Annotated in this window: 21 protein-coding genes; 9 read left to right on the forward strand and 12 right to left on the reverse strand. The window is 64.3% G+C overall.

Annotated elements, in window-relative coordinates; all coding sequences use genetic code 11:
- From nadC to AB4Y81_RS06445, 5 genes are all read right to left on the reverse strand, one after another.
- Positions 1 to 879, reverse strand: a complete 879-nt coding sequence (nadC, locus tag AB4Y81_RS06425) for a carboxylating nicotinate-nucleotide diphosphorylase (protein ID WP_441995551.1) — start codon at positions 877 to 879, stop codon at positions 1 to 3.
- Positions 872 to 2,605, reverse strand: coding sequence for an L-aspartate oxidase (locus tag AB4Y81_RS06430; RefSeq protein WP_441995552.1), 1,734 nt, complete (start codon positions 2,603 to 2,605; stop codon positions 872 to 874). Before AB4Y81_RS06430 ends, nadC begins: the two co-directional genes overlap by 8 nt.
- A gap of 39 nt (positions 2,606 to 2,644) precedes the next feature.
- On the reverse strand, positions 2,645 to 3,952 hold the full coding sequence (nadA, locus tag AB4Y81_RS06435) for a quinolinate synthase NadA (protein WP_441995553.1): 1,308 nt from the start codon (positions 3,950 to 3,952) through the stop codon (positions 2,645 to 2,647).
- Positions 3,949 to 4,668 (reverse strand): NUDIX hydrolase, encoded by a 720-nt coding sequence (locus tag AB4Y81_RS06440; protein WP_441995554.1) that lies wholly within the window; start codon positions 4,666 to 4,668, stop codon positions 3,949 to 3,951. Before AB4Y81_RS06440 ends, nadA begins: the two co-directional genes overlap by 4 nt.
- Before the next feature lie 103 nt (positions 4,669 to 4,771).
- Positions 4,772 to 5,245 carry an Lrp/AsnC family transcriptional regulator gene (locus tag AB4Y81_RS06445; protein WP_018776283.1) on the reverse strand — a complete coding sequence of 158 codons (474 nt, stop codon included), beginning with the start codon at positions 5,243 to 5,245 and terminating at the stop codon, positions 4,772 to 4,774.
- Positions 5,246 to 5,421: 176 nt separating this feature from the next.
- Here AB4Y81_RS06445 and AB4Y81_RS06450 point away from each other — a divergent pair, with 176 nt between their 5' ends.
- The 5 genes from AB4Y81_RS06450 (at position 5,422) to AB4Y81_RS06470 (ending at position 10,221) form a co-directional block, all read left to right on the forward strand.
- Complete coding sequence (locus AB4Y81_RS06450; RefSeq protein WP_413302960.1) at positions 5,422 to 6,807, forward strand: amino acid permease; 1,386 nt, start codon at positions 5,422 to 5,424, stop codon at positions 6,805 to 6,807.
- Positions 6,808 to 6,945: 138 nt separating this feature from the next.
- Positions 6,946 to 7,995 carry a thiamine pyrophosphate-dependent enzyme gene (locus tag AB4Y81_RS06455; RefSeq protein ID WP_441995555.1) on the forward strand — a complete coding sequence of 350 codons (1,050 nt, stop codon included), beginning with the start codon at positions 6,946 to 6,948 and terminating at the stop codon, positions 7,993 to 7,995.
- A complete protein-coding gene (locus AB4Y81_RS06460; protein ID WP_039241994.1) occupies positions 7,988 to 9,067 on the forward strand; it encodes an alpha-ketoacid dehydrogenase subunit beta in 1,080 nt (359 codons plus the stop codon). Before AB4Y81_RS06455 ends, AB4Y81_RS06460 begins: the two co-directional genes overlap by 8 nt.
- A complete protein-coding gene (locus AB4Y81_RS06465; protein ID WP_018776287.1) occupies positions 9,060 to 9,389 on the forward strand; it encodes a biotin/lipoyl-containing protein in 330 nt (109 codons plus the stop codon). The genes AB4Y81_RS06460 and AB4Y81_RS06465 overlap by 8 nt, the downstream gene beginning before the upstream one ends.
- 1 nt (position 9,390) lies before the next feature.
- Complete coding sequence (locus tag AB4Y81_RS06470; protein WP_441995556.1) at positions 9,391 to 10,221, forward strand: alpha/beta fold hydrolase; 831 nt, start codon at positions 9,391 to 9,393, stop codon at positions 10,219 to 10,221.
- 24 nt (positions 10,222 to 10,245) lie between these two features.
- Here the strand turns inward: AB4Y81_RS06470 and AB4Y81_RS06475 are convergent, their stop codons facing one another.
- Positions 10,246 to 10,659, reverse strand: a complete 414-nt coding sequence (locus AB4Y81_RS06475; RefSeq protein ID WP_018776289.1) for a MarR family transcriptional regulator — start codon at positions 10,657 to 10,659, stop codon at positions 10,246 to 10,248.
- Positions 10,660 to 10,745: 86 nt separating this feature from the next.
- Between AB4Y81_RS06475 and AB4Y81_RS06480 the strand changes: the two genes are divergently transcribed.
- Positions 10,746 to 11,414, forward strand: a complete 669-nt coding sequence (locus AB4Y81_RS06480; RefSeq protein ID WP_189076843.1) for a phosphoribosyltransferase family protein — start codon at positions 10,746 to 10,748, stop codon at positions 11,412 to 11,414.
- Between the two features lie 94 nt (positions 11,415 to 11,508).
- On the opposite strand, the gene AB4Y81_RS06485 is transcribed toward AB4Y81_RS06480, so the two are convergent.
- On the reverse strand, positions 11,509 to 12,843 hold the full coding sequence (locus AB4Y81_RS06485) for an MFS transporter (protein WP_018776291.1): 1,335 nt from the start codon (positions 12,841 to 12,843) through the stop codon (positions 11,509 to 11,511).
- Between the two features lie 126 nt (positions 12,844 to 12,969).
- Between AB4Y81_RS06485 and AB4Y81_RS06490 the strand changes: the two genes are divergently transcribed.
- Both AB4Y81_RS06490 and AB4Y81_RS06495 read left to right on the forward strand, forming a co-directional pair.
- A complete protein-coding gene (locus AB4Y81_RS06490; protein WP_035733076.1) occupies positions 12,970 to 13,716 on the forward strand; it encodes an IclR family transcriptional regulator in 747 nt (248 codons plus the stop codon).
- 122 nt (positions 13,717 to 13,838) lie between these two features.
- Positions 13,839 to 14,639 carry a MoaF C-terminal domain-containing protein gene (locus tag AB4Y81_RS06495; RefSeq protein WP_441995557.1) on the forward strand — a complete coding sequence of 267 codons (801 nt, stop codon included), beginning with the start codon at positions 13,839 to 13,841 and terminating at the stop codon, positions 14,637 to 14,639.
- Between the two features lie 72 nt (positions 14,640 to 14,711).
- Here AB4Y81_RS06495 and AB4Y81_RS06500 read toward each other — a convergent pair whose 3' ends face one another.
- On the reverse strand, positions 14,712 to 16,187 hold the full coding sequence (locus AB4Y81_RS06500; protein ID WP_018776294.1) for an APC family permease: 1,476 nt from the start codon (positions 16,185 to 16,187) through the stop codon (positions 14,712 to 14,714).
- Between the two features lie 234 nt (positions 16,188 to 16,421).
- Here AB4Y81_RS06500 and AB4Y81_RS06505 point away from each other — a divergent pair, with 234 nt between their 5' ends.
- Complete coding sequence (locus AB4Y81_RS06505; protein WP_018776295.1) at positions 16,422 to 17,381, forward strand: helix-turn-helix domain-containing protein; 960 nt, start codon at positions 16,422 to 16,424, stop codon at positions 17,379 to 17,381.
- Between the two features lie 57 nt (positions 17,382 to 17,438).
- Here the strand turns inward: AB4Y81_RS06505 and AB4Y81_RS06510 are convergent, their stop codons facing one another.
- Genes AB4Y81_RS06510 through AB4Y81_RS06525 form a run of 4 tightly spaced genes read right to left on the reverse strand, consistent with a single transcriptional unit; the run spans position 17,439 to position 21,443 of the window.
- Positions 17,439 to 19,046 carry a sulfatase family protein gene (locus AB4Y81_RS06510; protein ID WP_064721754.1) on the reverse strand — a complete coding sequence of 536 codons (1,608 nt, stop codon included), beginning with the start codon at positions 19,044 to 19,046 and terminating at the stop codon, positions 17,439 to 17,441.
- Positions 19,043 to 19,897: an ABC transporter ATP-binding protein gene (locus tag AB4Y81_RS06515; protein WP_441995558.1), complete on the reverse strand. Its 855-nt coding sequence runs from the start codon at positions 19,895 to 19,897 to the stop codon at positions 19,043 to 19,045. Before AB4Y81_RS06515 ends, AB4Y81_RS06510 begins: the two co-directional genes overlap by 4 nt.
- A complete protein-coding gene (locus AB4Y81_RS06520) occupies positions 19,894 to 20,670 on the reverse strand; it encodes an ABC transporter permease (RefSeq protein WP_441995559.1) in 777 nt (258 codons plus the stop codon). Before AB4Y81_RS06520 ends, AB4Y81_RS06515 begins: the two co-directional genes overlap by 4 nt.
- The gene (locus tag AB4Y81_RS06525) at positions 20,667 to 21,443 is read right to left on the reverse strand and encodes an ABC transporter permease (protein ID WP_079580517.1); all 777 of its coding nucleotides are present in this window, start codon (positions 21,441 to 21,443) and stop codon (positions 20,667 to 20,669) included. Before AB4Y81_RS06525 ends, AB4Y81_RS06520 begins: the two co-directional genes overlap by 4 nt.
- Positions 21,444 to 21,457: the final 14 nt, after the last annotated feature.

Raw genomic sequence — 21,457 nt, forward strand, 5'->3', positions numbered from 1 at the left:
TCAGTTCCGGCCCGTGGTGAGTTCGATGTCGAGGCCAAGGTCCAGGGCGTTCACGCTGTGGGTCAGGCCGCCGATGGAGATGACGTCCACTCCTGCTGCGGCGATGCCGGTGACGGTGTCCAGGTTTACGTTGCCGCTGGCTTCCACGATGGCCCGGCCATCAACCTGCTTGACGCCGGCACGCAGCTCCTCCAGGGAGAAATTGTCCAGCATGATGGTGTCCACGCCCGCTGCCAGCACTGGTTCGATCTGCTCTGCGCTGTCCACTTCGACTTCGAAGTGGGTGGTGTGGCCAAGCTGGGCTTTGGCAGCGATCAGCAGCTCAGTCAGTTTGCCGGCGTCGCCGCCGGTCATGACGGCGAGGTGGTTGTCCTTGGCGAGCACGGCGTCGGAGAGGCTGTAACGGTGGTTCGCTCCCCCGCCGCAGCGGACGGCGTAGCGCTCCAGCACCCGCAGCCCGGGGGTGGTCTTGCGGGTATCGGTGATCCGGGCCCGCGTCCCTTCCACCAGCCGGACGAACTCTGCGGTTTTGGTGGCGATCGCGCTCATGCGCTGCACCAGGTTCAGGCCCACCCGCTCGGCCAGCAGGACCGAGCGTGCACTGCCGCTGACGCGTGCAAGGTGGGTTCCGGCGTCGAAAGCTTCACCATCGGCGAGGAGCAACTCCACTTCGGTGGTCGGATCAACTGTCTTCATGGCGTCGCGGAACACGGTCCCGCCGCTGAACACGCCGGGGACCCTGGCGTTGAGGATCGCCACGGCCTGCGCCTCAGCCGGAATGAGCAGCTGGGACGTGATGTCCCCGCTGGGCGCATCCTCCGCGAAGGCCCGTTCCAAAATATCCCGCACGGGGGCTGCGGGGAGGGTCAGGTTAGTCATGGACGAGGCTCACTTTCCGGCTCATGGTGTAACGCTTGTCAAAATCGTCGACGGCGGCTGGTGCCTTCACGCTGTCGCTGCGGTAATGCGCCCCCAGTGACTCCCGTCGTTCCCGGGCAGCCCTCACGAGCAACTGGGCGGCCAGCAGAAGGTTGGCGTCCTCGTGTACGCGGACTTCCAGGGACTCCGGAACGCTCAAGGGACCGGCAGCCTCTTCCCATTCCCCCAAGACCTCTGCGGCCTCAGCCAACAACTCCCCGCTCCGGAGCACGCCAGCCTTGGCGGTCATCAGCCGCCGAAGGGCCTGCCGCGAGAACCCGCTGGCTCCCGCTGGCGCGGCAGTTTCGTTGAAGGTTCCGCTGCGATTGTCGCCTGCCGGGGTCCCGGCAGCGTGCGTAAAAGCGAGGCCGCCCGCGGCCGAGTCGGCACGCAGAGGGGCTCCGTCAGACGACTCACCGTTCGACCCAAGGAACCCTTCAACAGCCCTGCGCCCGAACACCAGTCCTTCAAGCAGGGAGTTACTGGCCAGCCGGTTTGCCCCCTGCACACCGGTGCACGCGACTTCACCGGCAGCCAGCAGCCCGGGAACCGAAGTCCGGCCGTGGAGGTCCGTTACCACCCCACCCATCCAGTAGTGCGCCGCCGGTGCCACGGGAACCAGGTCCCTGGTCCAGTCGAGGCCGGCCTGGCGGGTGTACCGGCTCAGGGTCGGGAAGCGCTTTTCCAGGAACCCTGCACCGCGCGACTCTTCAATGACGGTGGCGTCGAGGAACACGTGCCCGTTGGGGTCGCCCAACGTGTCAAGGTGCAGGGCGATGCTGCGCGAGACCACATCGCGCGGCGCCAGCTCCGCGTCCGAATGGTAGTCCGGCATGAAGCGATAGCCGTTCGCGTCGAGAAGAATGGCGCCTTCGCCGCGGACTGCCTCGGAGATCAGCAGGGGGTGTGCATCGCCGTCTGCTTCTTGGGGGGCTCCACCGGGCACCATGCAGGTGGGGTGGAACTGGAAGAACTCGAGGTCAGCCAGTGCAGCTCCCGCCCGCCACGCGAGTGCCAGGCCGTCGGCTGTGGCCACGGAGGGGTTGGTGGTTTGGGCGAACAGCTGCCCGGCGCCTCCCGTGGCAAGAAGAACGGCGTCGCCACGGAGGCTCTGCCCACGTCCCTCGTGGAGGAAGTTGACGCCTGCCACCTGGCCTGCTTGGTGGACCAGGTCCGTGACCTGGGCATGCCCGATCACCTGGATCCTGCCCTGTGCCTGGAAGTCCAGGACGGTCCTGATCAGCGCCGAGGCTACTCCTGCACCGGTGGCGTCGCCGCCCGCGTGGAGGATCCGTGGCGCCGAATGCGCTGCCTCGAGTCCAAGTGCAGGGTCGCCGTCGTCGTCAAGATCGAACCGCACACCGAACCGCCCGAGCCCTGCGATGTCCCGCCGCGCTTCGGTGCAAAGCACCCGAACGGCTTCTTCGTTGCAATGACCGGCGCCGGCCCGCAAAGTGTCGGCGATGTGGGCAGCTACGGTGTCACCGGGAGCGGGTTCCTCCAGCACGGCGGAGATCCCTCCCTGCGCATAGTAGGTGTTGCTGTCCGCGAGCGCGCCCTTGGTCAGCAGCACCACTGCCGCACCGGCCTCTGCGGCAAGCAAGGCAGAGTACAGGCCGGCGATGCCGCTTCCGACGACGATCAACCGCCCATGTGCGGTCTTTCCAGCCAGGCTCTCTGTAGTCATGTGGGGCTCGATTCGGCTAGGTCTGATGTGCCGGGTCGGCTATGCGGGCTTCGCGGCCAGCATGCGTTCCAGGGCAATCTTCGCCTTGTCCTGTACGGCGTCGTCCACAGTGATGCGGTTGACGATGCGGCCCTCGACAAGTTCCTCAAGCACCCAGGCCAGGTAGCCGGGGTGGATGCGGTACATGGTGGAGCACGGGCAGATCACGGGGTCCAGGCAGAAGATGGTGTGCTGCGGGTTTTCCGCAGCCAAGCGGTTCACCATGTTGATCTCTGTACCGATGGCGAACGTGGTGGGTTCGGTGGCGGCGGCAATCGCCTTCTTGATGAAGTCGGTGGAGCCGGCAGAATCGGCGGCGTCAACAACTTCCATGGGGCATTCGGGGTGCACGATGACGTTGACGCCCGGGAAGTCCTGGCGGGCTTTTTCGATCTGGCCCACGTTGAAGCGCTTGTGCACCGAGCAGAAGCCATGCCAGAGAATCACCCGGGAGTCCAGGAGCGTTTGCTCGTCATTGCCGCCCAGTTCCTTGCGTGGATTCCACATCGGCATCTGTTCCAGCGGGACGCCCAGTGCCTTGGCGGTGTTGCGGCCCAGGTGCTGATCCGGGAAGAACAGGACGCGCTGGCCACGCTCGAAGGCCCATTCCAGGACCACCTTGGCATTGGAGGAGGTGCAGACGATGCCGCCGTTGCGACCACAGAAGGCCTTCAGCGCTGCTGAGGAGTTCATGTAGGTAACGGGGATGACGGGAACCCTGCCCTGTACGTCCACCCCGGTGCCGAAAATCTCTTCGAGCTGTTCCCAGCATTCCTCAACGGAGTCTTCGTCCGCCATGTCTGCCATGGAGCAGCCCGCGGCGAGATTGGGCAGGATCACCGCTTGCTCGGGGGTGGAAAGGATGTCGGCGGTTTCGGCCATGAAGTGCACGCCGCAGAAGATGATCGCCTCGGCGTCGGGCTTGGTGAGGGCCGCGTTGGCCAGCTGGAAGGAGTCGCCCACAAAATCCGCGTACTGGATGACTTCGTCACGCTGGTAGAAGTGCCCCAGGATGACGGCCCGGTCCCCGAGCGTCGCTTTGGCGGCGCGGATGCGGGCATCCAGTTCGGCATCTGTGGCCTTCTTGTACTCTTCCGGAAGCTGGCCTTGTCGCGGCGTCGCCTTGGGTGCGACGTCGCTGCTGGAGGCGCCCGGGCCGTAGGCGGGCTCGCCGGAGAGGGCTTCGGCAAGGTCGTATTCCCAGGGACCCCTGGCCAGGGCCGGGCTGCACGTGGACCCTGCGCGGGAGAGGCCCTTTTCGGCTTCTTCGCGGGTGATCAGCTGGACGGCAGTGTTGACGCTGCTCATGGTGTACTCCTGTTATCTGGCCCGAGGCCGGGCGTGCCGGTGAAACGGTAGAGGCGTGGTGGGCGGTGTTTTCCGCCTTGGAGGTATTCACCGGTTTCTTCGATTTCCGGTGTGGCCTTGATGTGTCTGCGGAAGTTCGCGGGATCGAGTTGCCGGTCCAGCRCGGCCTCGTAGACTTCGCGGACCTGGGCCAGGGTGAAGTACTCCCCCAGCAGGTGGTAGGCAATGGACCCGTAGGCCATCTTGTTGCGCAGCCGCCACAGCGCGTAGTCCACGATTGCGTTGTGATCGAAGGCGAGTTCGCCCAGCCGGTCTGCGCGGAACCACCGGACGTTCTCGGATTCGTCCGCCAGCGCAGCCTCGGTGGGTTGCACCAATGCCCAGTAGACGATCGACACCACACGTTGCGTGGGCGAGCGGTGAAGTCCCCCGAAGGCATAGAGCTGCTCGAGGTAATGCGGCGTCAGTCCGGTGGTCTCGCGAAGGTTCCGTGATGCCGCGTCCTGCAGCGATTCGTCATGGGCAAGGGGACCGCCCGGGAGGGCCCACATGTCCTTATAGGGCTCTCGGATCCTGCGGACCAACGGCAGCCACAGCGTAGGACGGCCGGATGTTTCGCTGGGACGGAGGGCGAAAATCACCGTGGAAATAGCCAACGACGGCGGTGCGAGCCGCCTCTCGGCGACGTTTGCTGAGCTGGGGTTCACGGCGTTCACCTCGCTTCATCGCCGTCCGGTCCAGGAACCGGAGCTTTAGTTAAAGTCATGTTGACTAGAACTAATGGTACGACTCTGCGCCCGGTCCGCAAAATGCTTTACGTCACACTGCCTTCGCCGCCGCCTCCATCAGCGGCAAGGTGCGGCCTTGGATATGGCTGTTGAGCACTATCACGGAGGAACAGCGGACCACGGATTTGGTGGCAATCATGGCATCGAGCACGCGCTGCATGTCCGGATTGGACCGGGCGGCGATCCGCACCATGAGGTCGGAGTTCCCCGTAACCGTGTGGACCTCAATGATCTCGGGAATGGCGCTGAGGCTCTCAATGATGGCGTCGTGGCCGATCTCCTGGGTGATGGTGACCGAACAGAACGCCACCACCGGGAAGCCGAAGTTGGCAGGATCGGGCTGCGGGACCCAGGAACCAATGACCCCGTTTTCAATCATCCGGTCAATCCGGGACTGCACCGTCGCCCGGGCAACCTTCAGTACCCGCGAGGCCTCCAGCACGGAAGATCGCGGTGAATCAGTGAAGAAACGTACAATTCTTGCATCAAGCGCATCGACCAGCATCAAAGTTCCTGTCCCCGGGGTTCTCTACTCATCACATCGCCTAAGCAAAAAGTGATGTATCTTACAAACTGCGAGAATTATTCCACGGCTCTTGCTGCGTCGTCGACGCCGCGCCTGCCCGGCCCAAGAGGCCGGCACGCCACACCCCGTATGAAATCCATAGAAGGTAGACACGTATGACAACGAAGTCCATCGCGGCTCCTGCCCCAACATCCGGCCTCGGCCATTCACTCAAGCCCCGCCAGCTCACCATGATGGGCTTGGGCAGCGCGATCGGCGCAGGCCTCTTCCTGGGCTCCGGCGCCGGCGTGCAGGCCGCCGGCCCGGCCGTCCTCATCTCCTACCTCGTAGCGGGAACACTGATCATCCTCGTCATGTGGGCCCTGGGTGAGATGGCGGCGGCGAACCCCAACAGCGGCGCCTTCTCCGTTTACGCCGAAAAAGCCATGGGCAAGACCGCCGGCGGAACCATCGGCTGGCTGTGGTGGTTGCAGCTGGTGGTGGTGATCGCGGCAGAAGCACTGGGTGCCGCCGGACTGCTCTTCTCGGTCTGGCCGGTGATCCCGGTCTGGGTCCTGGCACTGGTGTTCATGGTGGTGTTCACGGGCATCAACCTGGTGGGCGTCCGGAACTTCGGGGAGTTCGAATTCTGGTTCGCCATCCTGAAGGTGGCGGCCATCGTGATCTTCCTGCTCATCGGCGCCGCGCTGCTGTTCGGCTGGCTGCCCAACGCCACCTCACCAGGGCTCTCCGCCTTCGGCGACTTTGCGCCGAACGGCATCGGCGGCACCGCCGCGGCCTTGTTCGTGGTGATCTTCGCCTTCGGTGGCACCGAGATCGTCAGCGTCGCCGCGGCTGAAACAGAAAATCCCGCCCACAGCGTCGGCAAGGCCATCCGCACGGTGGTCTGGCGCATCCTGGTCTTCTACATCGGCTCCGTTTTCGTCATTGCCGCCATTCTTCCTGTGGGCTCGGAGGGCCTGAAGTCCCCCTTCGCCGGAGTACTCGACATCGCAGGAATTCCCGGTGCGGGAACGGCCATCACCCTGGTTGCCGTGGTAGCGCTGCTCTCCGCCTTGAACGCCAACCTTTACGGCGCATCCAGGATGATCTTCTCCCTGTCCGAGCGTGGCGAAGCGCCCCGCCTCCTGTCGAAGCTGAGCACCGCCAAGGTGCCCGTGGCCGCCGTCGGAATCTCGGTAGCCTTCGGCTTCATTGCCACCATCCTGGAGCTGCTCTTTCCGGAGAAGATCCTGCCTGCCCTGCTGAACCTCGTAGGGTCCACCTGCCTGGTTGTCTGGGGTACCGCGCTGGTGTCCCAATTCATCCTGCGGCGCCGGGCTGACCGCGAAGGCGCAGAATTGCCCCTTCGCATGAAGGGCTTCCCCTACCTCACCATCCTGGGCCTGGTCCTGCTGGGCTTGATCTTCGTGGTGGGTTTCGCCAACCCTGAGAGCGCGGGCCAGCTGGTGGGCACCTTCATCCTCATCCTGGTCATTGCCGCCGGCTGCTTCCTCAACGCCAAGGCAAAAGCAGGAAAGCCGGACCACCAGGCCAGGTAATCTACTGCTAGCAAGATTCCGGAAGCCCTGTGCAGTTTGTACTGCGCAGGGCTTCTTTGCTTATTCAACTTGTACAAAGTGTTGTGTCACCACTGAGCTTATTGCGAAAGAGTTTATGCGGTGACTAGGGTCACAACCATGACGACTCAACCAGCGCTTGCGGCCGTCGATGACGACGCCGCCCCGCTCTCCAACCATCAACTCCGCGAGCTGTACACGCTGATGGCAGCGGTCCGGCACCTGGACACTTCAGCCGTAGCCTGGCAACGCCAGGGCATCATCCCCGGGTACGCGCCTGAGCTTGGGCAGGAAGCAGCCCAGGTGGGCAGCGGTTACGCCGTGGACCTGAACCGGGACTTCGTCTTCCCCACCTACCGGGAGATGGGCGTGGCCCGGGCCATGGGCCTGGACATGGTGGGTTACATGTCCACCCACAAGGCCACGTGGCACGGCGGAATGTACAACCCCCTGGAATCCAGGTTCGCACCTATCCAGGCCGTGGTGGCGGGCTCGGTCCTGCATGCCGTTGGATGGGCCCACGGCCAGACCCTTGCCGCCGCTGACGGCGAAACCGGGGTAGCCATGACGTACTTCGGCGATGGCGCCTCATCCCAGGGCGACGTCCACGAAGCCATGAACTTCGCCGGTGTCATGAAGGCACCTGTGGTGTTCTTCATCCAGAACAACGGCTGGGCAATCTCCGTGCCCACCGAACGCCAAGTGGCCGGCGGATCCGTCGCAGCAAGGGCGGCCGGATACGGCATACCTGCACTGCAGGTCGATGGCAACGACGTCGTCGCCGTCTTCGAAGCCACCCGCTCCGCCTTCGCCCACTGCCGCCGCGGCAACGGACCCGTGGTGATCGAAGCCATGACCTATCGCCGCGGGCCGCACTCCACCGCCGACGATCCCGGCCGTTACCGGACCCTGGAAGAAGAGCGACTCGACGCCGGAGAGGACCCGCTGGAGCGGTTCAAGCAAAGGTTGCTGGCCGACGGCGTTGCAGACGAAGCCTTCTTTGCCGACGCCCAACGCAGGGCAGAGGAAGAAGCAGAAGCCATCCGGACCGGAATCCAGGACCTGGGTCCCCGCCCGGGCGCTGAAATGTTCAGCCTCGTGTTCCAGGAGCCAACTCCGGCCCTTCAATCCCAAGCCAGCGCGTGGCGCGAGGAGTCAGAACATGTCTGAGACGATCACCGAAATGCCCTCCGCCGCCGCTGAAACGGCCGGCATTGAGCAACTGTCCATGCAGCAGGCGCTCAACCGCGCACTCGATGAGGTCCTGGCCGAAAACCCCAAAGCTGTCATCTTCGGCGAAGACTGCGGCCGGCTCGGTGGCGTGTTCCGCATCACCGACGGCCTCCAAGCCAAGCACGGCGAGGACCGCGTGTTCGACACGCCCTTGGCCGAGTCCGGCATCCTGGGCATGTCCGTGGGCCTGGCCATGGCCGGTTTCCACCCGATTCCCGAGGTCCAGTTCGATGGCTTCGCCTATCCGGCCATCAACCAGATCGTCTGCCAGATCGCCCGGATGAACTACCGCAGTCGCGGCACGTTGCCCATGCCCATCACCCTGCGCGTGCCCAGCTTCGGCGGTATCCGTGCACCCGAGCACCACGGCGAAAGCCTCGAGGCATTGTTCGCGCACGTACCGGGACTCAAGGTGGTTTCCCCTTCAAACCCGCACGACGCCTACCATCTGCTCAAGTACGCTGCCACGCGGCCGGACCCGGTCATCTTCATGGAGCCGAAGTCCCGCTACTGGCAGAAGGGCCCGGTGGATGTCACCTCCGCTGCCGCTGTCCCTGCCACAGCAGCGCACGACGGCGGCTCACCCGACGGCGGCAGCCTCACCGGCGCCCGCGTGGCCAGGGAAGGCCGCCACCTCACATTGGTGGCGTGGGGTGCCATGGTAGCCCGGTGCCTCCAGGTGGCCGAGCTCGCGGCCGAGGACGGCATAGACATTGAAGTCCTTGACCTGCGCTGGCTCAAGCCCATTGATGCCGAAGCCTTGGCGAGGTCCGTCGGGAAGACGCGGCGCGCCGTCGTCGTCCATGAAGCGCCGCTGACCTCGGGCCTCGGCGCCGAAGTCGCCCAACTCATTACGCAAAGTTGTTTCGCAACGCTGAAGGCACCGGTGGAGCGTGTGACCGGCTTCGACGTCCCTTACCCCTCCGGCGACCTGGAGGACGAATACATTCCCAACATCGACCGCATCCTCTTTGGGATCCAACGCGTACTGGAGTACCGCCGTGGCTGAAATTTCCTTCCCGCTTCCGGACCTCGGCGAGGGCCTTATCGAGGCAACCGTGCTCGACTGGCTGGTGGAACCCGGCCAGCAAGTGGAACGCAACCAGCCGATCGTCGAACTCGAAACCAGCAAGTCCGCGCTCGAATTGCCCAGCCCCCAGGCGGGTAAAGTGGTGCGTATTCACGGGGCGCCCGGTGAGACCATCAACGTTGGCGCACCGCTGATCGTGTTCGAGGTTCCGGACGACACCGCCGGAATCGTGGGCACTGTTCCGAAGGACGAAGCACCCAAGCGCAGGGTCCGCCTGAGCGCCGTACTCGATGAGGACTGACATGATGACTGGCAGGCACACCGTGGAACAGCAGCGGCACACAGTGGAAGGTACCGACCCTGGGCTGTTCGTCGAGGTTCATGAGCCGGCTTCCGACGCCGGGCTGCGCCCCGTCCTGCTGATCCATGGCTTCTCTTCCTCCAGCAAACTGAACTGGGCCGACAGCGGCTGGATCACCACGCTCCAGGACGCCGGGCGCCGGGTCATCACCGTGGACCTGCCCGGCCATGGCCGAAGCCACTCCCCCGAGGACCTGGACTCCTACACCCCCAGCCGGATCCGTGCGGATCTCCTGCAGATAGTGACCGACGCCGGTGCACGCCCCTTGCGCGAYGGCGACCCTTCCACGGGACTTGATGTCATTGGTTATTCGCTCGGATCACGGCTGGCGTGGGAGTTTGGTGCCACGCAGCCCGATCTGGTCCATAGGATCGTCCTGGGCGGCCCAAGCTCAGCAGATCCGCTGGCAGCGTTCGACCTTGTGGCTGCTCAAAAGCACCTCGCTGACGGCACGCCCATAGAGGACCAGTCCACCGCGGGGCTCCTGAAGATGGCCCAGATGCTGCCCAGCAACAATTTGTTTGCCATGTTGTCGCTCATCGAGGCCATCAAGGGCGAACCTTTCGATCCTGCCGAGGCGGCCCCGCACATGCCACTGCTGCTGGTGGCCGGCGAGAAGGACGAAAGGGCTGCGACCATGCCGGAGCTTGCCTCCATTGCGGGCAAGCATGGCGGCATGGTGGAGACCTTGGTCATTCCCGGGCGCACGCACACCAATGTGATCACAAGCCGGGCCTTCAAGGGCGCTGCCGTCGAATTCCTGGGCGTCTAAACCTCCCGACGCGGTACGGCTGGTCTAGCGGGCCAGCCGTTCCGCGTTGAGGCTCATGCGCTCCAGGACGCTCAATGCCATGGCGTATTCATCGATGCCGATGCCCATCGAAAGATCCTGACGCGCATCTTCCACCAGCTGCTGCGCCTCGTGGTACTTCTCCCGTCCCCGCTCGCTCAGCGCCAAACGGTCATCGATCATCGTGATCATTCCCCGGCCCACCAAGGCTGCCAGTTCCCGCTCGCGCAACCGGATGTCACCGCCCCACAGTGGCTGCAGTGCCTCCTCAAGCTGGTCCGGAAGCATGGAGTGCTCGGCCAGGGTGGCAAGAGTCTGCCACTGGCGGCGCGTGAGCTTGATCCGCGCTAAGGTGCGGTCCAACTGGACTTCCAGCGCAGCGTCCAGCCTTTTGATCCAATATCCGATGGGCTTGTTCACAAGCCCATGCTTTCAGTGGAGGCCGCGCCGGGCAAGGTGTGGACGGTAGGCTTGGAAGGGCAACAAATGACGTGGAAGTGGAGCAGATGGGCATGCGTTTCAAGGACCGCGCGGAAGCCGGTCGACGCCTGGCTGAAGGACTCCCGCAGCTGAGGGAGCGACCGGACACCATCATCCTCGGGCTCGCCCGGGGTGGTATTCCGGTAGCCGCTGCAGCAGCTGCGGAACTCTACCTGCCCTTTGGCGCCCTCCTGGTGCGAAAACTGGGAATTCCCGGCCGGGACGAAACTGCGTTCGGGGCTTTGGCGTTGTCACAGGGCGAGGTGCTCCGGATCGTCAACAAACCGTTGAGAGATCTCATTCTTGCCCGCGGCATCTCCCAATCGGCCTTGGATAGCGTCGAAGCCCGGGAACGTTCGGAGCTGCTGCGCCGGGCCAAGGAATACCCGGGCACGGACCACGACCTGCGCGGGAAGACTGTTGTCCTGGTGGACGACGGACTTGCCACCGGCGCCACCATGCGGGCCGCGGTGGAAGCCGTCCGGTCGGCAGGAGCGGGCACCGTAGTGGTGGCCGTCCCGGTTGCATCGCTTGAAGCGTCGGCATCGCTCGCCCGGGTCTGCGATGTTGTCATTGCCCTGCACACGCCAGGTAAATTCCATGCTGTCGGCGCCTTCTACGGTCACTTCGAACAGCTTTCCGACGCCGATGTGGTGCGCCAGCTGGAAGGCGCGGGCGTCGCCGGGCGTCCGTAGCCGGCGTCGGACCCGGTAGCGGAGACAGGGTCCCGGCAATGACAAAAAGCGGGTGCGGTCCATGTGGACCGCACCCGCTTTTGTCGTGTCGATGTCAGTGGTGGACGCTGTACCCCAGCGGACGTCCCCGGGTTTCCTTTGCGAGGATCACGCCAACGGCGGAGATGATGCAGAGGCCCATGATGTAGAGGCCAACCGAACCGGACCACTTGGTGGCATCCAGGAGCGCCTGGGCAATCAGCGGCGCGAAAGCTCCACCGAGGATGGCACCAAGGGCATAGCCGATGGAGATGCCCGAGTAGCGCACCTGGGCCGGGAACATTTCTGCGTACATGGCCGACATCGGACCGTAGGACAGGCCCAGGCCGATCGTCAGTACGAACAGCGCAGTCCCGTAGAGCAGGATGTCCTTGGTGTCGATGAGGGCGAACATCGGAATCATCCAGGCAAAGACCAGGCCATAGCCGATCAAGAACGTCTTCACGCGGCCGATCTTGTCTGAGAGCCAACCGCCCACCATGGTGAAGATGAGCCAGCCGAAGGAAGCGATGGTGGTGGCCAGGAGAACCTGTGGCAGCGGCATCTTCAGGGCCTTGGTGGCGTAGGAGATGAAGAACGCAATCAGCAGGTAGCCTGCTGCGTTGTTGGCGATGAAGATCAGCGCAGCGAGGACAACTTCCTTCTTGTTCCTGCGGAAGAGTTCACCCAGGGGAGCTTTGCTTTCAGCCTTTCGCTGGGCAAGTTCCTTGAAGACGGGGCTCTCGCCGACCGCGCGGCGGATCAGGTAACCCACCACGATCAGAACAACGGACAGCAGGAAGGGCACACGCCAGCCCCAGGCAGAGAAGGCCTCCTTGGACATTCCCGACTGCAGGAAGAAGAGCAAACCGGTAGCCAGGATCATTCCGATGGGCACACCGATCTGCGGGTAGGCACCGAAGAGTCCACGCTTCTTGATCGGTGCGTGCTCCACGGCCATGAGGGCAGCACCGCCCCATTCACCGCCGGCGGAGAAGCCCTGGACGACCCGCAGGAAGATGAGCAGCACAGGTGCCCAAAGCCCGATCGTTTCGTAGGTGGGCAGGACACCGATCAGTGCGGTGGCAGCTCCCATCATGACCAGCGTCATGACGAGTACGGCCTTGCGACCCATCTTGTCGCCAAGGTGCCCTGCGACGAAGGCTCCGAGAGGACGGAACAGGAAGCTGATTCCGATGGTGGCAAAGGACAAAAGCTGGGCCACTCCCGGGTTGGACTTCTCCAAGGGAGAGAGGAACAAAGGCGCCAGCAGCGTCGCAGTGAGCTGGGCGAAGATGAAGAAGTCGTACCACTCGATGGTGGTGCCCACCAGGGTTCCGGCCAGGACCCGGCGCTCTTCGCGCTTGCTGCTTGGGCCTGACGGCGAGTCGACAGTGGAAGTTGCGGTCATTGAAACTCCAGGGATGTGTGACAGAGCGATGCGAGACGTGCATTAACCGACAGAACGGTCAGTTAGGAACTAATACTACAGCCTGTGACCCAAAGCACAGCCCCCACGCCGCGCCGCCAACATAGGATGGTTCGCATGAATCCAAGCAGCGGCGTCAAGGGCCAGCCGGAAGCCGGGACACAGGTCCCGCCGTCGCAAACGCTCTCCCGTGGAATCAGGGCACTGGAGATCCTCGCCGCCGCCGATCGGCCGCTCACCATTGGAGAACTCACAGAAGCACTGGGCGTGCACCGCTCCGTGGCCTACCGGATACTCAGGACCCTGGAAGACCATTCCCTGCTGGTTCGCGACGACTCCGGACGCGTCCAGCCCGGCCCCGGCCTTTCGGTCCTGGCCAGCGGCGTCTCACGGAACCTGCAAACCGCTGCCCTCCCCGAACTCACACAACTGGCAAACACCCTCCATATGACGGCCTTCATCGCCGTTTGGGACCACCAGGAATGTGTCACCCTTGTCACCGTCGAACCACGGCACACAGGCGCGGCGCTCGCCCAGCACCCGGGCAGCCGTCATCCCGTCAGCACAGGTGCCCCCGGTATTGCCATCCAATCCACCATGACCGAGGAACGCTGGCAGCAGGTAGGCGCGGGCAACCCCTACCGGCCCGAGGCCCACGAAGCCCGCCGCGTCGGCTACGCCACCAGCCACGACGAAGTCGTTGCCGGACTGTCTTCCATTGCTGCCCCCATCAAGGTTCCGGGCGGACGGCCGGCGGCGATCGCCGTCGTCTATATCCGCCTGGACCAGGACGCCGACGCCGTTGGAAAGGCCTTGGCAGCCAGTGCTGCACGCATCGAAAGCCAACTGGCCTGAACCTTTCCTTCCAGGTCAAGCGGCGTGCCCCACAGCACAAGACTCCAAGGCCAGGGCACCGAATACTCGAAGAAGGACCGGACACGCCGTCCGCTCCTTCTTTCGAGCACGAGAAGGAATCCATGAGCCTGAATCTTCTTGACACCTCCAACTGGCTGCCGCTGGACGGACTGGCCCCCGGCTTCGACGCCAACAAGGCCCCCGCCGTACAGGACCTGGCCGGGCAACAATTCTCCGTCCGCGGCGACGGAGGACCCATGACCTTCAGCTTCGACGACGAAGAAGTGCAATGGGCTGCCGCCGGCCACGCAGGAACAGCCGCCTACGAAGCCTTCGTTGTAGCCGAGGAGCTGTATTACTGCCAATGGCAGAGCGTCCTGGAACCGGAACTCGCCGTATCCCTGGTCCTTGATCTTGCGCGGGGCCGGGCGCTCTACATCGGCGCCGCGCTCGRCAGGGCCACCGCCTCCAGTGTCGCCGTGCACCACGACTTCCGCCCCGGAACACTGGACGGTTATTCCGCCACGGGCGAGGCCATCTCGGAAAGCACGGCACTCATCGGCCGGCGCGTCGAATGGGTCTACAGCGAATCACACGCCTACGAACACATCTACCTCAGCCCCACCTGGTACACCTGGCAATGCCTCGCCGGTCCGGAGCGCGGATTGGCAGACACCGACTCCAACACCGTTCTCCAGGTCCGCCCCGGAATCTTCGTCTTCACCTGGCGGGAGAAAGTCATCCCGTGCAGCTCGGTCACAGTGGCCGACCACCGCGATCCCCGGGCCATCCGCTCCCACGGCAGCCTCTTCGGCTGGAACGAGGAAGGCACGGAACCCGTACATTTCACGTTCGGCGCACACGGCCGCTTGATCAGCATCACCCACCACACCCCGGAACTGAATCCGGCCATAGCGGGCTAGTACGGCAGGGTGGAACAAAGGAAGCCCCGGCACGGAGAACGTGCCGGGGCTTCCTTTGCGGGCCTCAGAGGATCAGTCCTCCGAGCCATGCCCGATCCGGGCGTACAGCGCAGGCTGAGAGCGCCGCAGGCGCAGGCCCCACACCACGCCCACGACTCCTGGAAGCAGGACCAACAGCGGCAGGACGAACGTGGCAGCCGTCGACTCCGTCTGTCCCAGCAAGACGTTGAAGTTGGCCAAGATGAGCACGAAAACCACTGCGAGCAATACGAAGCCCAGTGCCGGCGCAACGACCCTGACCCACAGGCTCGCGCCGTGCTGCTGCCGGCGGAAGAAGCCGATCACGGCAACCGACACCACGGTCATCAGCAGCACCAGCCCCATGGCCCCGCTGTTGGTCAGCCACGTGAACATGGTCAGCACGGGGTACAGTTCGCCGAGTTCGGAACCGGATCCTGCGATGGCGAACGCCAGGGTCACGACGACGGCGATCACCGTCTGCGCCAGCGAACCGGCGTACGGCGCCCCGCTGCCGGCCCGGACCTTGGCCAGCGCCGAAGGCAGGACGCGCTCGCGGCCGAGGGAGAAGAAGTACCGCGCTACGGCGTTGTGGAAGCTGACAAGTGCTGCGAAGAGGCTGGTGACGAAGAGGAGCTGGGCGATGTCGCTGAGCAGCACGCCTCCGTTGGCACCCAGGAACGCAAAGATCATGTCCGGACCATTCTCTGTGGCCGTCGCAATGACGGCGGAGGGGCCGGCCCCCATGGTCATGGCCCAGGCCGATACCGCGTAGAAGACGGCGATGATTCCCACAGCTGCGAACGTTGCCCTCGCAACAGTACGCCGGGGATCCTTTGACTCCTCACCGTAGATGGCGGCGGATTCGAAGCCCATGAACGCCGCAATGCCGAAAGACAGGACGGCTCCGATCCCGGGCACAAACAGCGTCTCCGGGCTGAAGGTGGCAGCGCTGACACCTTCCGGGGCCACGGCGAGGCTGATGACGTCGTAAACGATGACCACCAGGAATTCGAGGGCCACCAGGACGCCGAGTACCTTGGCGGAGAGGTCAACCCTGTTGACACCCAGCCAGCCGACGATGGCGATGCAGACCAGAACCGGAATCCACCATGGGACACTGATGCCCAGCCGCGCGGACAGCAGCGAAGAAACCGTGAAGCCGAACAGTCCGTAGATGCCTACCTGCATCAGGTTGTAGGCCATGAGGGCAACCAGTGACGCGCCCACGCCCGCAGGCCGCGAAATGCCTTGTGCTATGTAGGCGTAGAAGGCGCCGGCGTTGGTGACATAGCGGCTCATGGCCGCATAGCCCACCGCGAAGAGCGCCAGGATTCCGCCCAGGACCAGGAAGGACAATGGAACACCCGTCACGCCGGTCACCGCGAACGTTGTGGTCACTCCGCCTGCGAGGACGGTCAGCGGCGCAGAGGCCGCGATAATCATGAAGGTCACTGCCGGTACGCCAAGCCGTCTCTTGCTTTCGACCGTTCGGGCGGTCGTGCCCATAACGGGGTTATCCACGCTCATAGTGTGCTCCTGCCTCGGCGCCGCGGGAGATGTGCGCGGCACGATGTCTGTCATTCCGCAATCTTCCACCGCACGGCGGGTGCGTGACTTGTCTCACACGGCAAGGAGCTTGTCGCTGCACGCAAGCACGTTCGCGCCCGGGCGCCGGTGTAGAATCGTGGGCAAGCTCACATCCGCGCCACCGGCGTTCTTGCCTCCTGGCAGCGGCACCACGGGCCATTGAAAGGGAACTTGATGACCGTCGCGGCTGATACGGGCCCCGCAACCGTGGAAACCATCGTGGCGGAGTCGTTCCAGGAGTGGAGCAGGGCAATCTCCGCTTCCTTCGTACCCCTGCTGGCCCAGGGGCCACGCAATTCGACATTCCACGGAACCATGCGCGCCCGCGTCCTGGGACAGATCTCGGTGGTGGAAATCACCGCCGGACCCCACACCGTACTGCGCACCCCGGAGCTGATTGCCAAGTCCACGGGCCGCTTCTTCAAGCTCAGCATCCAGCTCAGTGGATCGGGTCGCCTGGTTCAGGACGATCGCGAAGCCGTCTTGCGCCCGGGGGACCTCTCCATCTACGACACCTCCCGCCCCTATCAACTAACGTTCGACGACGACTTCCGCACTTTGGTGCTCATGTTTCCGCATGTCCTGCTGGACTTGCCGGCCGAGGCCATGGGCCACGTCACTGCGTTGCGGATACCCGGCGACGAAGGCCTGGGTGAACTGATCAGCCCGTTCCTGGTGAAACTGGCCGACAACCTCGATGCCCTCTCCGGCACCAACGGGCTCCGGCTGGTCCACAACGCACTGGATCTGGTGACCACCTTGTTCAACGGCGAACTCGATCAACTGATCGAAACCGGCCGGGACCCACACCTGCTGCTCCTGGGGCGTATCCACGACTACATTGAAGCCAACCTCGGAGATCCCGGGCTCTCCCCCGGAACCATAGCGGCGGCCCACTACATCTCCACCCGGCACCTCCACGATCTTTTCCAGGAAATCGGAACCACGGTGGCTGCCTCCATCCGGCAACGGCGGCTGGAGAGATGCCGGCGTGACCTGCGGGATCCGGTGCTGGCCGAACGGCCCGTTACCGCCATTGCGGCCCGCTGGGGGTTCACCGACGCAGCCCACTTCAGCCGGATCTTCCGGGCAGCTTTCGGGAACTCCCCCACCGGCTACCGCAACAGCCACTAACGGTTCCCTGCACCGGAACCCGGGGGACGCCGTCGGGCCGGTGTTTCGGGCGGTTGACTACGCTGCCGCCGTCGGGGCTGTCCCTTCATCCGTCAAAGCGGCCATCTCCTCCAGCATGGTTCGCAGCAGGCGGTCCTCCAACTCAGCGAAAGCGGGATCGCCGGCGCGGTTGGTCAACTCACCGGGATCGGTGCGGTGATCGTACAGTTCGGCAAGGTCAGTGCCGAAGTACCTGGTCAACCTCCCCTCAGGCGTGATGACCGTCCGCATGCGGACCGGTCCCGGCAAACCCGGCAAACCGAACGGCTGCTCCTCCTCCACCAACAGCGCGTCCCGGTGCTGCTCAGTAGCCCCTTCCAACAAAGGCACCAGCGAGCGTCCCTGGATTCCGCGGTAACCCCGGGATCCAGTGAGCTCCAGCAGCGTGGGTGCCACATCCGCGCTGGAAACCAGCGCTTCCGTCCGGCCCGGCGGCCTTCCGGGGATGTGCAGCACCAACGGGACATTCGTGACGGCGCGGTAGTGGACAAAGTGCTTAAGCATCAGGCCGTGGTCGCCGAACAGGTCACCGTGGTCACTGGTGAACACCACGATGGTGTCCTCCGCCAGCCCCTGCCTGTCCAGCTCATCGAGTATCCGGCCAATGTGCTCGTCCATCATGGTGATCAGGCCGTACTGGGCGGCTGCCGCGTTCCTGTACTGCTCCTCCGTTGCGGCCCACGTCATGGTGGGGTCCGGATTCGGCTCTCCTCGGTGTTCAATCATGTCCCGCACGTGCGCCGGCGATGCTTCGTGGTCCTGGTCAAAGCCGAGCGGCAGTGGCATGGCCGCCGGATCATAGAGCCCGGAGTAGCCGGCCGGCGGGGAGAACGGGTGGTGGGGGTCGGGAAAGGACACGAACATGAAGAACGGCTGATCCTGGCCCGCGGCATCCTTCAGGTGCTCTATCGCTTTCTCGCTCACGTAGCTGGTGGGGTGCACCTCCGCTGGAATGGCCGTTTGGTACACCTGGTCCCACCCGCCATATCTGTTGGACGAGTTGCCGGGACCACCCAAAGTCTCCGGGTCGACGCCCCGTTCCCTGGCCCAATGCACGTAGTGGCCACCAGGCCGGTCGCCGTGTCCAATGACCAGGTCTACGTGCTGGTAGCCGTAGTAGTCCGACGGCAGCGCAATGAACCGCTCATCGTGCGCTTCGCGGTTTTCCCACAGGTCCCACCCGGCAGGGAAAGCATGACGGCGGGCGTCCCCGGCCGCCGCGTCCAAAAGCATGGGGTCGGTGGCCCGGATTTCCTCGGCCTGGTGGGGTTCAAATTCCCAGCCCATGTTCTGGTGGTGCAGTTTTCCCACTCCCACCGTGCGGTAGCCGCCGGCAGCCAAGGATCCCGGAACCGTCTGCGTCAGGGGATCCAACGTGATGCCGTTGCACCGGGTTCCATGCGCCGACGGCCACCGCCCGGTCATCAGGCTGGCACGGTTGGGCATGCACGTAGGATTGGCCACTGTCGCATTCCCGAAGACGATGCTCCTGGCCGCGAGCGCATCCAGGTGTGGGGTCTTGACAGTGCCGTTGCCGCCGAAGCCCAGGTGGTCTGCCCGGAGCTGGTCGGCGATGATGAACAGGACGTTGGGCCGGCGGTTGCCGCTGGCGCCTTGCCCCGTCATGCAGGCCTCTTGATGAGTGAGAGCACCTCTGTGCGCTGCCGGGCGAATTCCGGCAGCGAGCGCGTGGTGATCTGGTCGCGGGGAGCGGGCAGGTCCACGTCCACCACCTTGAGCACGCGCGCGGGCCGTGACCCCAGGACCACCACCCGGCCCGCAAGGTAGACCGCCTCGTCGATGTCGTGCGTTACCACCAGTATGGTCATGTTGAAATCCCGCCGGATCTTCAGGCACAGGTCCTCCAGGTCGAACCGCGTCTGCGCATCCACTGACGCGAAAGGTTCGTCCATGATCAGGATCTCGGGCCGGTAGGCCAACGCCCGGGCGATCGCGACGCGTTGCTGCATGCCGCCGGACAGCTGCCAGGGATACTGGTTGTCGGCGTGGGAGAGGCCGACGGCGGCGAGCGCACTGTCGCAGCGCTCCTTCAGTTCCGCTGCGGACAACTTGAGATGCCGCAGGGGAAGGACCAGGTTCTTCCTGACCGTGAGCCATGGCATCAGCGACCGGTTGTAGTCCTGGAAGACCAAGGCCATTTCCGGAGGCGGGCCGCTGATGGTCCGCCCATCGATGGCGGCCCTTCCGCTGGTCGCCGGCTGGAGTCCGGCCAGGCATTTGAGGAGGGTCGTCTTGCCGACGCCGGATGGACCCACGATGCAGACAACCTCGCCGGCATCCACCGTGAAGGTCAGGTCTTCGATGACCGTGCGTGCTTTTCCTCCGCTGCCATAGGTCTTGGCGAGGTGCGCCACGTCCAACCGGGGCGTGGCGGCGCTTACTCGTGTTTCTGGTTGCTGTGCCATGGTGGACTTTCTGTTTCGGGTGGGAAGAGTCGGGGCCGGACGGTTGCTCATGATGCACGCGCCAGGCGGCGGGATCCGATGTACCAGGACAGGACCCTGCGACGAAGGAGGCTGAACAGGATGTTGACCAGGAAGCCGATGACGCCAAGGAGCAGGATTCCCGCCCACATGTCCGCCGTCATGAAACTCTGTTGGGCCAGCAAAGTCATGGCTCCGATCCCTTGGGAACTGCCCAGCATCTCGCTGGCGATCATCACGATGAACGCCACCTGCAGGCTCACCTGCAGCCCGGAGAAGATCTGCGGGGTCGCCGCCGGCAAGAGCACTTTCAGCACACGTTCCTTGCGGGTCAGGCGGTAGACCCTGGAGACGTCCAAGAGGTCGTTGCTGAAGCTGCGGATGCCGTCCACCGTGGCAATCATGGTGGGAAACAGCGCCGCCAGGGCGATGCTGGTGACGCGCATCTGGGTGCCGAAGCCTATGAGCGAGATGAAGATCGGCACCAGCGCTACCGGGGGTATTCCTCGGAGGAAGTGGATCAACGGGTCAAGCATCCACCGGACAGGAGCAACCAGGGCCGTGATGAACCCCAGTGCGATCCCGGCCGCAGCAGCGATGACGAAACCGAGGAACAGGTTTCCCAGGCTGAGCAGGACGTCGGACTGGAAGTGTTCAAAGAGCCACAATTCCTGGAAACGGACAAGGATGGTTTGCAGCGGGGGGAAGAAAGGATCTGTGGAGTCCGCGGAAAGGAACCACCACGCCACCAACAGAAGCACAGGGGCGGCGACGCCGATCACCCAGTTACGCATTGTGATTCTCATCGCGGCACCACTTCCCGGTAGGACTCGTGCCAGTGCAGGACCCGGCGCTCAGCCAGGCGCGTGGCACCTTGGAACAGGAGGCCCAGGACTCCGAGGACAATCACCAAACCGTAGAGTCCGGCGTAGTCACCCGCGGCCTGGGCCTGGTAGATGTTTTGACCGAGGCCCGGGCCGCCGCCGAGGAGTCCGGCCACCACGGTAACTACCAAGGCTGCGGGAGCTGCCACGCGCATCGCTGTTCCTATGTAAGGCATGGCGCTGGGAAGCACCACACGGGCCAGGATTTCGCCCTCTCCCATGCCATAGGAACGGGCGGTGTCGCGTGCCACGGGGTCGGTGCCCTGAACGCCATCCACGGTCTGCATGACGATGGGAAGCAAACAACCGAATACTACGAGGAACAGCGACATCTCTGCTGTTGGGCCGAGGACCAGCACCGCAAGGGGCAGGATGACGATCGGTGGGACCGGCTTGAGGAACTCCAAGACGGCCAAGGTGGCGTACTTGACGGACTCGAAACTGCCGACGAGCAGCCCTATGGCTACGCCGGCCACGGCAGACAGCGCCAGAGCGAGCAATGCGATGCCGATCGTGGCCCCCAGTGAGGACCAGAAGGTTCCTGTTCCCAGGATGGTCGCAAGGGTCGCGAACACTGTCGTGGCCGGCGGCAGGGCAGTTCCTGCAACCTTGGCCTCTGCGAGAAGCTGCCAGATGACCAGGGCCCCCACGACGCCCACGATGCTGAAGGCGAAGGGGCGTACGGACGCTTTCATGATGAATCTCCCAT

Origin of the sequence: Paenarthrobacter sp. TAF1 (assembly GCF_052113825.1) — a bacterium.
GTDB classification, from domain to species: domain Bacteria; phylum Actinomycetota; class Actinomycetes; order Actinomycetales; family Micrococcaceae; genus Arthrobacter; species Arthrobacter nicotinovorans.